The organism is Burkholderia sp. Cy-637, from assembly GCF_011753175.1.
Lineage (GTDB): Bacteria > Pseudomonadota > Gammaproteobacteria > Burkholderiales > Burkholderiaceae > Burkholderia > Burkholderia gladioli.
On the sequence record NZ_VWWC01000007.1, the window covers coordinates 90895 to 104935 of the forward strand.

The following is a 14041-nucleotide window of genomic DNA, read 5'->3' on the forward strand; positions in this document are numbered from 1 at the left end:
GACTTAGCGTCTAAGCTGTTGGACGGCGGCGCGGCGATCCGGGCCGCTCCGATAACGGACAATCGAACCGGGCACCCATCCTGCCGCGCAGGCCGGGCGAGCCCCTGGAGACGGCGAAACGGGAGGCGGCGCGATGCTCGACCTGAATGACTTCTACTTCTTCGTGCAGGTGGTGGACCACGGCGGCTTCACCGCGGCCGGCAAGATCCTGCAGGTGCCGAAATCCACCCTCAGCCATCGGATCCAGCAGCTCGAGGGCGAGCTCGGCGTGCGCCTGCTCAATCGCACCCCGCGTCACCTGGGCGTGACCGATGCGGGCCGCGAGTTCTATCAGCATGCGGTGGCGATGCTGCGCGAGGCCGAGCTGGCCGAGAGCGCGGTGCGCAACCGCCTGACCGAGCCGATCGGCACGGTGCGCTGCACGGCGGGGGCCGCCACCATGCAGTTCGCGGTGTCGGACATGATCTGCGATTTCCTGCTGCAGCATCCGAAGGTCGACGTGGTGGCGCACGCGATCGACCGGCCGGTGGACCTGGTCGGCGAGAACTTCGACGTCGCGGTGCGTGCCCACAGCGAGCCGCTGCCCGATTCGGGGCTGGTGCAGAAGATGCTGGCGCCGGTGCCCTGGCCCTTGTTCGCGGGCGCCGCCTATCTCGAACGGCACGGGGCGCCCAGGACTCCCGAGGATCTGCGCGCCCATCCCTCGCTGTTCGCGATGCGCGCCGAGGTCACCCCGGCCTGGCGCCTGCGCCGCGTCGACGGCAGCGGCGAGGAGCTGGTCCTGCCGCTCGCGCCGCGCCTGCTCGGCGACGACATGGTGGGGCTGCAGAAGGCGGCGATCCGCGGGCTGGGCATCGTCGCGCTGCCCAGCTACGTGTGCCGCGCCGCGGTGCGCTCGGGCGAGCTGCGGCGGGTGCTGCCGGGCTGGATCGGCGCGACCTCGACCATCACCGCGCTGATGCCGCATCGCAAGGGCATGCTGCCCTCGGTGCGTGCCTTCGTCGAGCACCTGGCCGCCGAATTTCCCAAGGCCGTGCTGTTGTGAGGCGGGGCCGCCGCGCCCCGCGCGCGGCGAGCGTCCAAACTCTTGGACGTTGAATCCAGATGCCGAAGACTTTTCAGTGAATAGGCCCTTAAGTACAGTCGGGTTTCGCAATTCTTTGTAATTCGACACCGAGGGGACAAGGCATGGGCGGCACCGCATCGATTTCCACGGAGCAAGGTGACCCGGCCGGGAGCTCGCCCGCGCGGCTCGGCGAGATCGTGGCGGGCGTGCCGCAACGGATCGGCAGCGGCTTCGCCGCCACCCACTTCTCCGAGGACAGCTTCGCCGGGCGCATGGACCCGCTGCTGATGGTCGATCATTTCGTGATGACCGCGCCCACCTTCGAGCCGCACCTGCATGCCGGCATCTCGGCGGTCACCGCCATGTTCGAGGACGCCGAAGGACAGTTCCACAATCGCGACTCGCTCGGCAACGACCTCGAGCTCGGCGCCGGCGATCTCTACTGGCTGGCCGCGGCCGGCGGCGCGGTCCACGAGGAGCTGCCGATGCCCGGCGCGCGCATCCACGCGCTGCAGATCTTCGTCAACCTGCCCGCCGCCTTGAAGAAGGCCTCGCCGCGCACCCTGCACGTGCGCGCCGCCGAGGTGCCGGTTTTCGAGGCGCCGGGAACACGTGTGCGCGTGGTGCTCGGCAGCAGTGGCGAGCTGGCGGGCGCGCAGGGCACGCCCGAGGAAATGACCCTGCTCGACGGCAGCCTGGGCGAGGGCGCCGTCTTCAGCCATCGGCTGCCCGAAGGGCGTCATGCCTGGATCTATGCCGTGAGCGGGCGCCTCGCGCTGCGCTGCGGGAATGAAGCGCTCGTGCTCGAAGCGGGACATGCCACCACCCTCGCCGCCGGCCCGGCGATCGCGATCGAGCTGGAAGCCGCCGCCGCCTCGACCCACTTCGTGCTGATGGCCGCGAAGCCGATCCGCGAGCCCTTCGTCAAGCACGGGCCGCTGGTGATGTCCAGCGTCGAGGATGTCCGCAGCACGCTCGCGGCCTATGCCGACGGCCGCCTGGGCCGCATTCCCGACTAGCCCCACCCGGTATTTCGCATCCTTGCCCCGGCCGCGCAGGCTCGCGCGGCAAGGGGACCTATGGTCTCGCCGGCGCGCGGCGAGCCAGCCTCGCCTCAGTGGAAGGGAGAACCCGAGACATGCTCGATACCACGGCCCGGCCCGACAGCCCCGACAGCCCCGATATCCGCTTCATCACGCTCCCGCCCGAGGAGCGCCGGCGCGAGCTCGCGCTGCGCGAACACTTCGAGCGGTTCTGGCGCGACACGCCCGGCGAGCCGAGGGCGGTCTACGACGCCTTCATCGGCGCCTGTCCGCTGGCCGAGGGCGTCGGCCTGGCGGCCGTCGCAGCGCCCGGCGTGCGCGGCTGGTGGCTGCGCCCGGCCAGCGTCGAGGAAACGGCGCACGCGATCCTCTACCTGCACGGCGGCGGCTACGTGCTCGGCTCGGCCGTTGCCTATCGCGGCTTCGTCAGCCAACTGGTGGCCCGCACCGGCCTGCCCGCGCTGCTGATCGACTACCCGCTGGCGCCCGAGGCGAGCCTGCCCGCCGCGCCCGATGCGGCGCTGGCCGCCTGCCGCTGGCTGGGCGAGCAGGGCATCGGCACGATCGCGGTGGTCGGCGATTCGGCCGGCGGCGGCCTGGGCCTGGTCACGCTCGCGCAATTGACGAAGCTGGGCGGCAGCCCGCGCGCGGTGGCCGGCGTGGTGTTCTCGCCCTGGACCGACCTGGCCTTCACCGGCACCTCGATGGTCGATCCCGCGGTGGTCGATCCGCTCATCAGCCACGCCTACCTGCTCGATTGCGCCGCCGGCTATCTCGGCGGCGCGGCGCGCACTGACCCGCTGGCCTCGCCCTTGCACGGCGAACTGGCCGGCCTGCCGCCGCTGCTGATCCAGGTCGGCACCGACGAGCGCCTGCTCGACGACGCGCGCCAGTATGCCGGGCGCGCCGCGCGTGCCGGCGTGGCGGTGTCGCTGGAGATCTGGGAGGGCATGCACCACGTGTTCCAGCTCGACCTGCCCCATCTCGACAGCAGCAAGGCCGCGCTCGAGCGCGCGGCCGAATTCATCCTGGGCGCCTTCCGGTCCGCCTGAGGCCGCGTTGGCGCGGCCCGTCGTCAAACTTCATGGAGGATTCACCGTGAGCATCGACCATCTGTCGGCCAAGTCGTTCGATATCGTGATCGTGGGGGGCGGCTCGGCGGGTGCCGTGCTGGCGCATCGGCTGAGCGAGGATCCCGCGCGCAGCGTGCTGCTGCTCGAAGCCGGGCCGATCTATGCGGCCGGCGCCTACCCGGAGGTGATCGCCAACGCGAACCACGTCGGCGGCGACCAGGCGCACGACTGGGACTACCACACGCAGGACCATGCCGGGCTCGGCCACGACGTGACGGCGCTGCGCGGCAAGCTGCTGGGCGGCAGCTCGGCGGTCAACGCGGCGGTGGCGATGCGCGCGCGGCCGGCCGATTTCGCGCGCTGGCGGGCGCGCGGCATCGAGGGCTGGTCCTTTGACGAGGTGTTGCCGGTGTTTCGCGCGATGGAGAACACGCCCACCGGCGACGATGCCTGGCACGGCCGCTCGGGCCCGTTCCCGATCCGCCAGCGGACCATGGAGGAGATCACGCCCTCGATGCGCGGCTTCGTGCTGGCCGCCGAGGCGCTCGGCCTGCCGCGCGTGAGCGACTTCAACGGCGCCGAGCAGCACGGCGTCTCGCCGTATCCGCTGAACGTGGTGGACGGCCGGCGCATCAATACCGGCATGGCCTACCTCGACGACGCGGTGCGCCGCCGGCCGAACCTGACCATCGCCGGCCATGCCGAGGTCGATCGCGTGCTGTTCGAGGGCCGTCGCGCGAGCGGCGTGCGCCTGGTGGGCGGCGAACGGATCGCGGCCGGTGAAGTGATCCTCTCGGGCGGCGCGTTCGGCAGCCCCGCGATCCTGATGCGCTCGGGCATCGGCCTGGCCGCGCACCTGGCGTCGCTCGACATCCCGGTGCTGCAGGACGCGCCGGTCGGCGAGGGGCTCAAGGAGCATCCGTTCTACTACAACGTCTACGCGCTGAAGGAAGCGGCACGCTCGATGGACCCGGTGGCCGGCGCGATCATCTGGACGCGTTCGAGCGAGGCCCGAGTCGGCGAGCTCGACCTGCACATCTCCGGCACGCATATCTTCGATCCGGCGCAGAGCCCGACCGGCGGCGCGATCGTGCTGGCCTGCGCGGTCACGCTGCCCGATTCGGTCGGCACGGTGCGCCTGGCGAGCCGCGATCCGCGCGCCATGCCGCTGATCCGCTACAACTTCTTCCAGGCACCGGGCGACCTGCGCCGCATGATGGAGGCCGTGAAGCTGTCGCGCCGGATCGGCCGCACCGCGCCGTTCAAGGACACGCTGGCCTTCGAGATGACGCCCGGCGACGAGGTCGAGGACGAGGCCGCGCTGAAGAAGGCGGTGGTGGCCGCGGTGGACGGTTACGCGCATCCCACTTCGACGGTGCGCATGGGCCGCGAGGGCGACCCGCAAGCGGTGGTGGACCCGAGCGGGCGCGTGCGCGGCGTGCAGGGGCTGCGGGTGGTGGATGCCTCGATCATGCCGGAGATTCCCTCGATCGCCACCAATGCCACCACCATCATGATGGCCGAGATGATCAGCCGGCGGATCTGAGGTCGACGCGGCCGCGCCTGGTTCGAGGGGGCCGTGCACGGTCGCCGGTGCCGTCGACTGGCGACACGATGCGCTTCGCCGCGTGTCGCTGCGGTATCGCTCGTGCGTGGCACGGCGAGATCGCGAGGCCGCGCGCGCGGCGGGCCCGAGCTGCGGTGCCTTGCTCGCCGCTGCCGGCCCCGATCATGATGTCCGGCGCGCCCGCCAGCCGGCGCGAGCCGCGCCGCTGAAGCAAGTTCCCCATCCGCTTCGCATGCCTGAACGGCGACCGGCCGACGGGCTTGGTTCTCGGTAACCGCGCCCGTCGGCCACGACGTCCATGGAGTCGGACGTAACGTCCAAGCTGATGGATATGAACAAGACGCCGGGTCGCGTATAACGTCCCCACCGAAATCAGCGATGCACCCGGGCTCGACGGCAGCGTCGCGCTCCAGGTGTCATTTTTAGGAAACAGGATTGATGCTGGATCTAAACGACATGTACTACTTCGTACAGGTTGTCGACCATAAGAGTATTTCCGCCGCGGCTCGTGCGCTGTCCCTGCCCAAGTCCACCATCAGCTACCGCATGAACCAACTCGAGGTGCGCCTGGGCGCGCGCCTGTTCAATCGCACTTCCCGGCAACTGGCCGTTACCGATATCGGTTCGGAGTTCTATCGTCGCGCGCAGATCATGATCCGCGATGCGCAGTCGGCCGAATACGCGGTGCGCCAGCGCCTGTCGACGCCGAGCGGGCTGGTGCGGCTCACGGTGGCGGTGGCTACCGCGCAGTTCGCGATGCGCGGCCTGCTGACCGAGTTCTGCCGGCAATACCCGCAGGTCAAGGTGGTGCAGCGCACCTCGGATACCGAGGTCGATATCGTCAAGGAGGGCTACGACATGGCGATCCGCTCGCACAGCCTGCCCCTGCGCGACTCGAACCTGATCCAGCGCCGCCTGGCGCCGACGCCCTGGATGTTGTTCTGCAGTCCTTCCCTGCTCAAGGGGCGCGAGCCGATCCACGGCCCGGAGGACCTGTGCAACCACCCGGCGCTGTTCATGGCGCGCCAGGGCAGCGTGCCGCAATGGCGGCTGCGGCACGAGAACGGCGGCACGCGAACCATGCTGATCGATCCGATCCTGATGACCGACTGCATGCCGACCCTGAAGGACGCCGCGATCGCGGGGCTCGGCATCGTCGCGCTGCCCGGCTACATCTGCAAGGAGGAGATCGCGCAGGGCAGCCTGGTGCGCGTGATGCCCGAATGGACCGCGGCCGACGCGGCGATCACGGCCTTGCTGCCCTATGGGCAGAACCAGTTGCCCTCGATACGGGTCCTGCTCGACTATCTCGCCGCCGAGATTCCGCGCGCGGTGGCCATGTAGGTGCCGGGGGCGCGGGCGGGAACGCCGGATCATCGCGTTCCCGCCCGGCTCGGCGGGCCGGCCGGGCTCAGTGCGTGGCGCTGAGCTGGCCCGCGCTGCTGCGCGCCAGCGCGGCGGGCCGCTGTTGCGTCAGGCGTGCCTCGGCGGCCTCGAAGTCGGCCGGGTAGTGGATGTCCTCGCCTTGCGAGGGGCGGTAACCCGCGCGTTCGAGCGCCACCAGGTCGGCGCGCACCTGGGCACGCGTGAGCGGCTGGCCGGCTTGCTGCGCGAAGCTCAGTGCCGGGGCGGCGAACAGGGTGGCAACGAGAGCGGAGACGATGATCGTTTTCATGGCAGTTCCTTGGTGGCCCGGAGGCGGTGTGGTGCCGGTCGATCCGGCGGAAGCGATGCAGGGTGGGTGCGGTGCCCGGGACGCTGGCTGCTGGCTGTTTCCGATCACCGCAGACGCAGATTAAAAGCCGGGGCCGTCGTCGACCATCGTGCGAAGGCATGGGAGTCGCTCACGCTTGCGAGGGGCGATGCCATACCTGGGTATGCGTGGGTCGGCCGATGGTCGCGCCGGTTCCGATCTCGCGTGTGGCGCGCGACACGCAGGTGTGTGCCGGCTACACCGAGGTGAGGGCGCGGCGGCGTGACGGCATCGCGCCGCTTGCGAGGGCCTGCATGGATCGTCGCGAATCGCGAAGGAAGACGCCGCCGCCGCGCGCGGGCGAGCCGATGCGCGGGGCGTGGAAGGAGGGGAGGGTGAATGAGAGGCGCAAACGCGGCGCGAGCCGCTACGAAGCGCGGCCCGGCCAGGCGCGCGGAACGCGCGTGGCGTACCCGCTCAGGCGGCGGTCGAGCCGGAGCGGGCGCGTTCGAGCGCGATGGCCAGCCAGCGGCACAGCAGGTCGGGATCGGCCGGTTTCTCCAGCACGCACAGCGCGCCGCCCGCGAGCGCCGCGTCGCGCACGCGCTCGGTGAGGTAGGCGCTCAGGAAGATGAAGGCGATCGTCACGCCGCGCCGGCACAGCGCGGCCTGCAGTTCGATGCCGCTGATGCCGGGCATGTTGATGTCGCAGATCACGCAGTCGGCCGGCGCGATCTCGCCGGCCTCGCTCAGCAGCAGGCTGTCGCCCGATTCGAAGGTACGGGCTTCGCAGCCGATCGAGCGCACCAGGCTGCGAAGCGAGCTTCGCACCGATGGATCGTCGTCCACGATGAGCACGAGTTGCGTGGGACACATGAGGGCTCCTTAAGCCAGGGTGAGCATGGCAAAGGCGCCAGGAAGCCGATGCACGACCGAGCGTACCGGAGGGCGTGCCGCGGTGAAATAACACCACGGTATTAAGCCGGATGCGCCGCGCGCGGCGGCCGGCGGGCAGCGCGCCGTGACGGCAGGGGATGTCGACGCGGAGGCCTTGCCTCGCGTCTAAACCAAAGTATTAGTCGGCTTCGGAAGCCGGCCGCGAGGACGATGCGAAGCGAGCGGCGCCGATGCGGAAAACCCCTTGAAACAAGCAGCAAAATCGATCCCTCGCCCTGGGGAAGCTCCCTATAATGTCGGGCGGGATACCTGGACAATCGCGCGCGCGAGCGCGCACATCGTTGCAACGCGGCTGCAAGAAAATGGAAGAGACGAACCAACGCTGGGTCTATATCGTCGACGACGATGCATCGACACGAGACGCGCTCAGCAGCCTGCTGCGCTCGGTAGGCCTGAAGGTCGAGACCTTCGAGAGCACCGAGGCCTTCCTCAGGGTCGAGCGCCCGGTGGCGCCGAGCTGCCTGGTGCTGGATGTGCGCCTGAAGGGCGAGAACGGCCTGGCATTCCAGCGTCGCGCGCAAGCCTGGAACATGGACCTGCCGATCGTGATCGTGACCGGCCATGCCGACGTGCCGATGACGGTCAGCGCGATGAAGGCCGGCGCCGTCGATTTCCTCACCAAGCCGTTTCGCGAGCAGGAGCTGCTCGACTCGGTCGACAACGCGCTGGCGCTGCACGCGCGGCGCCTCGAGGGCCAGGAGCGAAGCCGCGGCCTGCGCGATCGCTACGAGACCCTCACGCCGCGCGAGAAGGAGATCGTCCCCTACGTGATCGCCGGCTTTCTGAACAAGCAGATCGCCGATCGCCTGAACCTCAGCGAGGTGACCGTGAAGATCCATCGCGGCGCGGCCATGCGCAAGCTCGCGGTGCGTTCGGTGGCCGACCTGGTGCGCGAGGCGCAGGCGCTGGAGATTCCTCCCGTCGCCGACTGAGGCGCCGCCTCGGCGCGGCGCCGACGTCAGGCCCGAGGCAGGGAACCGAAGCGGGGCGCCGAAGCAGGGCACAGAAGCAGGCCGCTGAAACCAGCGCCCGAAATCAGAACACCTAAGCGGCCGGCACGGTGAAGCGCATGATGGTGCCGCCCGCCGGGTTCGGCTCGGCGCCCAGCGTGCCGCCATGCGCCTCCATGATCGAGCGGCAGATCGCCAGCCCCATCCCCATCCCTTCCGCCTTGGTGGTGTAGAACGGCTCGAAGATCCGCTGCGCGCCGTCCCGCTGCAGGCCCACGCCCGCATCGATCACGCTCACGCGCAGGCAGCCCGTGGCCAGCCGCTCGGTGGCCACGGTGATCACCGCCTGCCGCTCCGGGTCGCCCGGCATCGCGTCGATCGCATTGGTCAGCAGGTTGATCAGCACCTGCTGGATCTGCACCCGGTCGCCGCGGGCGTTCGCGACGGCGGCGTCGAAGCCGCGCTCGATCTCGATGCCGCACTGGCGCGCGCGGGCACGCACCAGCGGCAGCACGTCGTCGATCGCCTCGTGCAGCGCGAAGGGCAGCAGCGTGGGCGCGGATTTCGAGGACAGCGCGCGCAGGCCCTGGATGATGGACTTGGCGCGGCCGCTGTCGGCGCCGATCTGGCGCAGCATGGTCACCGCCTCGGCGATCTCGGGCGGGTTCCGGTCGATCCAGCGGATCGCGGCGGCCGCCGAGGTGCCCACCGAGTTGATCGGCTGGGACACCTCGTGCACGATCGACGCGACCAGCTCCCCCATGGTCGACAGGCGCGAGGCATGTTCGAGGTCGGCCTGCACGATGCGCAGCCGGTCGGCCATCCTGGCGCGCTCGCGGCCCTCGTTGAGCAGTTCCTCGTACAGGCGCGCGTTCTCCAGCGCGATGGCCGCCTGGCTCGCCAGCACCTCGATCACGTCGGTGCGCGAGGGCGCGAAGGCGCCCGCCACCAGCGTGTTCTCGAGGTAGAGGACGCTGACCAGCCGGCCCTGCTTGAGCAGCGGCAGGCAGAAGGCCGAGCAGACGTGGCGATGGCGGAAATACGGATCCTTGCCGAAGGTGAAGTCGCGCGCCGCGTCGTCGAGCGTGATCGACCTGAGGCTGCGCGACACCACGTTGACGATCGTCATCGGCAGCGTGTCGGGCGCCAGCGCCTGGCGCGTCTGCACCTGGATGTCGTGCTCGGCCAGGCTCGCCTCGGCGAGCAGGCACGGGCCGGCCGCGCCGGTGCCCAGCAGCACCGCGCGCTGCGCGCCGCCCAGTTCGAGCGCGGTGGCCATGATGGTCTCGACCACCCTGGCCTGCACGATCTCGCTCGACAGCGCGTTCGAGGCCTTGACGACGGCCAGCACGTCGAGCGGCCGCGCCTGGTCGGGATCCGTTGCCGGCCGGGCGCTTCGGCCGAATGCGCGCCCGGCCAGCAGCGGATCGGCATCGAGCAGCCGCAGCTTGGCCTTCGCGCCCCAGCGCGCGTAGCAGTCGCGCGCATGGGCGAGGTAGTGGCGCGCCAGCGAGCGGCTGCCCCTCGCGGCGAAATACTCGGCCGCCAATTCGTGCGAGAGGGCCTCGTCCTGCAGGAAGCCCTGGCGCTGCGCATGCTCGATGGCGCGTTCGAAGCCGTCGATCACCTCGTCGGCCGGCGCGCCTTCGAGCTGCCTGCGCTGCGCGTCGAGCAGCGCGACGCGCCCGGCGAAATTCTCCGGGCACTGCGCCGCCCAGCTTTCGAGCTGCCGCGTGTGACGCCGCCAGATCGGCGCGAGCGGCTCGCCGGGGCTGCCTTCCATGCCGAGCAGGGCCGCGCGGATCGTCGCCAGCGCCCCGTAGAAATGCAGGTCGACGATCTCGTTGAAGGCGCGCGAGGACCACGCGATCGGCTCGGCGCGCTCCCGCGCGGCCAGCGCCCCGCGCGTGTCGCCGAACACCAGGCAGGCCTGCATGCGATGCGTCCAGAAGCAGAATTCCGCGATCGAGCCGCGCGTCGGTTCCGAATCGTAGGGGGCGAAGATCCCGCCGCGCGGCAGGAGCCGGCCGTTCCCGGATTCGAGCGGCTGCTCGCTGGTGACGGACTCGATGAAGCGCAATTGCGACTTCACCGCGTCGATCACCAGGTGGAAGCCGGCCAGCTCGGCGAAGGCCAGCGCGCGCTGGGCCTGCTCGACGATCGCATCGAGCGCGACGCCGCTGATCAGCAGGTTGCTGACCAGGTTGCGCCCGCAATAGACGGCGAAGGTCTGGTCGCCATCGGCCTTGGCCACCTCGAACGCGGCGCGGATGAAGCGCGCGCCTTCCTGCACCGGGCGCTGCCAGGGCAGCACGAACATGCCGAAGCCCATCAGCGTGCGGGCGCGGTACTTGCCGCGGCCCTCGACGCCGGCCAGGGCCACCGCGAGCTCGCCGAACGCGTAGGCGGCGGCCAGTTCGCCGTAGCGCACGCCCACCGCGATCATCAGGCACACGTAGCCGTAGCAGGAGGAATCGGTGGGGCCGCAGCGCACGCTCATGCGGGCCATGCTCAGCGCCACCATGTCGTGCAGGTTGACGTCGGAGAACAGCGCCGGCGGGATCAGGTCGGCCATCACGTCGATCACGGCGATCGCGGCCGGATCGCCGGTGAAGGGCAGCCCGGCCAGCTCGGCCGGGTGCCGGCCGGCCAGTTCCTCGCGCAGGGCCAGCCAGGCGCCGTCGACGTCGGCGTCGCGGGGCCGGGCCGGGATCCGGATGCCCGCGTAGTCGAGGAAGGCCAGCCCGCAGGCCACGGCGTCGGCGGACAGGTTCAGCGAGGTGTAGACCGCGGTGAGCAGGCGCGTGGCCTGGCCGCGCAGGGGCAGCGCGATGTCCAGCGCCAGCAGCGCCTCGAGCCCGGCCCGCGCGGCCGGCGCCGCGTTGTCGAGGAACCGGCACTCGGCCGTCAGCAGGGCGATGCGCGCCGGCAGTTCCTCGTGCTCGGCGGCGCGGCTCAGCGTGCGCGCGAACGCCAGGTAGTCGAGCGCCGTGCCGTAGGCCGTCATGGCCCGCGCCTGTTCGGCCGCATCGAGGTTGAGCCGCACCAGGGCCGGCCGGCGCGCGTCGTCGACCAGCCCGGCCGCCTCGTTCAACTGGCGCGCGGCCTGGAACAGCTTGTCGGCCGGGCTGTCCGGGCCGAGCAGCGCGAGCAGGCGCTGCCCGATCCGGTGGTGCAGCCGGATGCGCTCGCCGTCCTCGATCCCGCCATACACGGCTTCGTGGAAGCGGTCGTGCACGAATGCGCAGGTGCCGGCCGCGTCGATCCTCACGCAGTCCTCATCGATCGCCGGGCGCAGCCGCGCCCGGACCTCGTGCGGCTCGCTCCCGACGATCGCGCCGAGTTCCTCCAGCGCGATCCGGTCGCCCAGGCACGCCATCGCGCGCATCAGCTGTCGCGTCTGGTCCGGCAGGCGCGTCATGCGCTGCCGCAGATGCGTGAGCACGTCGCCGATGAAGGTGCGCTGCACCAGCCGCTCGAAATCGCAATGGAAGGCCCGGTCGGCCGAGGCGGGCGCGATGATCGCGTCGCGCTCCAGGTCGAGCAGCAACTGCCGCACGAAGAAGGGATTGCCGCCGCTCTTGCGATGCAGCAGCCCGGCCATCCTGTCGATCTCGATGCCGGCGTGTCCGTAGCGCGCCGCCAGCAGCGCGCGCAGGTCCTCCAGGCGGAGCGGGCGCAGGTCGAGGCGGGTGCGTCGTTCGTCGTCGTCGCCGGCGGCGGCCGGCGGTACCGGCAGCGGTTCGCCGTCCGCCGCCGCCTGGCGGAAGCTGCCGATCGTCAGCACGCCGCGCACTTCCGGCGCCTCGCACATCAGCCTCACCACTTCCTGCGAGTGCGCGTCGGCCCATTGCAGGTCGTCGAAGAACAGCACCAGCGGCGGCGCCTTCGCGGCCACCACCGCCACGAAGTCGACGATCGCGGCCAGCAGCGCCTGGTGCTCGCGCTCGCGGGCCGGCGGGGCGCTGCCGCGCTCGCGATCGAGGAAGGCGCCGAATTCCGGCACGATCCGGCACAACGAGGGCAGGTGCTCGGCCAGCCGCTCGCCGATCAAGGCCCGCCACTCGGCGAAGTCCGACTCGGGGGCGGCCATGATCGCGGTCAGCAGTTGCGCGAGCACCTCGCTCACCATGCCGAAGGGCACCCCCGGCTCGGTCGCCGAGGCCTTGCTCGCGGCGCGCAGCGTGCCGGCATGCGCGTGCCGGTCGAGGAAGTGCTGGACCAGCGCGGTCTTGCCGCCGCCGGCCTCGCCCGCGATGAATACCGCGCAGCCCGGCCGGCCTCGCGCGGCGTCCGCCAGCCGGGCCTCCAGCACGGCGAGCTGGTCCTGCCTGCCGTGGATGCCGGCGGCGCGCCCGGGTGCCCCGGCCTGCCCGCGATCGCGCAGCGAGCCGAGCCGGCCTGCCGCAGCGTCCGCGGTGCAGGCGGCGATATCGTCGAGCAGTTCGGCGGCCGACGGGTAGCGCTCGGCGGCGTTCTTCGCCAGCAGCCGCAGCAGGATCTCGTCGACGCATTCGGGCAGTTCGGGCCGTTGCCGGCGCACCGGCGCCACCGGCTTGGCCAGATGCGCGTGGGACCAGCCCAGCGCGTCGTCGGCCGCGAACAGCGGCTGCCCGAGCAGCAGTTCGCGCAGGATGCAGCCGAGCGAATAGAGATCGGCGCGCGGGCCGGCGAGCGCGTCGAGCCCGGCGAGCCGCTCGGGCGCCGCGTAGGGCAGGCGATCGTGCGACAGCGCGAGCCCGGCTTCGTGGCCCGCCGTGCTGCCGAATTCGCACAGCGCGGCGTGGCCGAGATCGTCGGCCACCAGCAGGCTGTCCGGCGTCAGGCCGCCGTGCGAACGCCCGCGTGCATGCAGCGCGGCCAGCGCGCGGCCGGCCGAGGCGGCCAGGCGCAGGAACTCGCCGATGCCGCCCGGCTGCCGCATGAAGGTGGACAAGGGGCGGCCGCCGGGGTCGCTCAGCAGCAGCGCCGCGCGTCCACCCACGCGGATCTGCTCGATCGGCACCGCCGCCCAGGCCGGATCGAGATCGCCGCGCAATTCGAATTCCGCGCGCAGCACACGCTGCTCGTGCTCGCCGTCCCGCAGCGCGACGCGCAGCAGATGGCCGGCTCCCGAAGCCGCGGATCGATACAGCGCGCTGCTGCCGGAAGGCAGGGTGATCAGCGCGGGCAGGTCCGATGCGCTCGGCTCGGGAGATGCGATTGGCATGGTGTGCGAAAGAGTCCCGGGGGCGGCCGGCCATGGCGCCGCGTCGTGGCCGGGCTCGGCCGGACGACGACGCAGGCGCTGCGGGGCCGAAGCGGAAAGCTCGGAGCTTAGCGGGTTGGCCGGCCAAGGCAAGGATTCGCGCTGAGACGCTGCGTACAAGGAATTGCACGGGGTGGAGCCGCGTGCCCGGGAGGGCCTGGCCGGCCGCTCGTGCGGCATGCCGTGCCGGTTTTCGCGCGTGCCGGCCGAAGTGCTCGCGGCACTCAGCCCATGCCGAAGCGCTGCGCGTCGGCCAGGTAGGCATTGGCGGGCCGGCGGGTCGGCACCTGCAGCGCGGTGCCGGCCAGGGCCAGCGCGAAGGCGGCGAACCGCGAGACGTCGAGGCGATCGGCGGCCAGTGCCCAGGCGGTGGCCGGCAACAGCGCGAGCAGCGCCAGCAGCAGCGCCAGCGGGGCCGCCGGATCGTGGCGCCGGGCGGCCCGG

10 protein-coding genes are annotated in these 14041 nt (G+C 71.3%); 6 read left to right on the plus strand and 4 right to left on the minus strand.

The annotated features are described in order from the left end of the window. The first annotated feature begins 133 nt into the window (after positions 1–133). The 5 genes from F3J10_RS04065 to F3J10_RS04085 all read left to right on the plus strand — a co-directional run bounded on the left by F3J10_RS04065 (position 134) and on the right by F3J10_RS04085 (position 6093). Entirely contained in the window at positions 134–1045 is a 912-nt protein-coding gene (locus F3J10_RS04065) for a LysR substrate-binding domain-containing protein (RefSeq protein WP_025097164.1), read from the plus strand. Between the two features lie 143 nt (positions 1046–1188). Continuing rightward, positions 1189–2085 (plus strand): pirin-like C-terminal cupin domain-containing protein, encoded by an 897-nt coding sequence (locus F3J10_RS04070; RefSeq protein ID WP_167241145.1) that lies wholly within the window; start codon positions 1189–1191, stop codon positions 2083–2085. A 119-nt stretch (positions 2086–2204) separates the two neighbouring features. Continuing rightward, complete coding sequence (locus F3J10_RS04075; protein ID WP_167241147.1) at positions 2205–3161, plus strand: alpha/beta hydrolase; 957 nt, start codon at positions 2205–2207, stop codon at positions 3159–3161. A 46-nt stretch (positions 3162–3207) separates the two neighbouring features. Beyond that, positions 3208–4728, plus strand: coding sequence for a GMC family oxidoreductase N-terminal domain-containing protein (locus F3J10_RS04080; protein WP_167241149.1), 1521 nt, complete (start codon positions 3208–3210; stop codon positions 4726–4728). Positions 4729–5187: 459 nt separating this feature from the next. Further along, positions 5188–6093 (plus strand): LysR substrate-binding domain-containing protein, encoded by a 906-nt coding sequence (locus F3J10_RS04085; protein WP_025097168.1) that lies wholly within the window; start codon positions 5188–5190, stop codon positions 6091–6093. Between the two features lie 67 nt (positions 6094–6160). Here F3J10_RS04085 and F3J10_RS04090 read toward each other — a convergent pair whose 3' ends face one another. Together F3J10_RS04090 and F3J10_RS04095 are read right to left on the minus strand one after the other, a co-directional pair. Beyond that, positions 6161–6424 carry a DUF4148 domain-containing protein gene (locus F3J10_RS04090; RefSeq protein ID WP_025097169.1) on the minus strand — a complete coding sequence of 88 codons (264 nt, stop codon included), beginning with the start codon at positions 6422–6424 and terminating at the stop codon, positions 6161–6163. A gap of 495 nt (positions 6425–6919) precedes the next feature. Beyond that, complete coding sequence (locus tag F3J10_RS04095) at positions 6920–7318, minus strand: response regulator (RefSeq protein WP_167241151.1); 399 nt, start codon at positions 7316–7318, stop codon at positions 6920–6922. Between the two features lie 383 nt (positions 7319–7701). On the opposite strand from F3J10_RS04095, the gene F3J10_RS04100 reads away from it, so the two are divergent. Further along, a complete protein-coding gene (locus F3J10_RS04100) occupies positions 7702–8331 on the plus strand; it encodes a response regulator (protein ID WP_025097171.1) in 630 nt (209 codons plus the stop codon). Positions 8332–8443: 112 nt separating this feature from the next. Here F3J10_RS04100 and F3J10_RS04105 read toward each other — a convergent pair whose 3' ends face one another. Further along, on the minus strand, positions 8444–13558 hold the full coding sequence (locus F3J10_RS04105) for an ATP-binding sensor histidine kinase (protein ID WP_167241153.1): 5115 nt from the start codon (positions 13556–13558) through the stop codon (positions 8444–8446). 263 nt (positions 13559–13821) lie between these two features. After that, a partial coding sequence (locus F3J10_RS04110; RefSeq protein ID WP_167241155.1) for a hypothetical protein occupies positions 13822–14041 on the minus strand: 220 nt, incomplete at its 5' end.

What these genes read in the sequence shown, in the direction of transcription:
- F3J10_RS04065 (WP_025097164.1), top strand. Translation starts at nt 134, where the DNA reads ATGCTCGACCTGAATGACTTCTACTTCTTCGTGCAGGTGGTGGACCAC.
- F3J10_RS04070 (WP_167241145.1), top strand. Translation starts at nt 1,189, where the DNA reads ATGGGCGGCACCGCATCGATTTCCACGGAGCAAGGTGACCCGGCCGGG.
- F3J10_RS04075 (WP_167241147.1), top strand. Translation starts at nt 2,205, where the DNA reads ATGCTCGATACCACGGCCCGGCCCGACAGCCCCGACAGCCCCGATATC.
- F3J10_RS04085 (WP_025097168.1), top strand. Translation starts at nt 5,188, where the DNA reads ATGCTGGATCTAAACGACATGTACTACTTCGTACAGGTTGTCGACCAT.
- F3J10_RS04090 (WP_025097169.1), bottom strand. Translation starts at nt 6,424, where the DNA reads ATGAAAACGATCATCGTCTCCGCTCTCGTTGCCACCCTGTTCGCCGCC.
- F3J10_RS04095 (WP_167241151.1), bottom strand. Translation starts at nt 7,318, where the DNA reads ATGTGTCCCACGCAACTCGTGCTCATCGTGGACGACGATCCATCGGTG.
- F3J10_RS04100 (WP_025097171.1), top strand. Translation starts at nt 7,702, where the DNA reads ATGGAAGAGACGAACCAACGCTGGGTCTATATCGTCGACGACGATGCA.
- F3J10_RS04105 (WP_167241153.1), bottom strand. Translation starts at nt 13,558, where the DNA reads ATGCCAATCGCATCTCCCGAGCCGAGCGCATCGGACCTGCCCGCGCTG.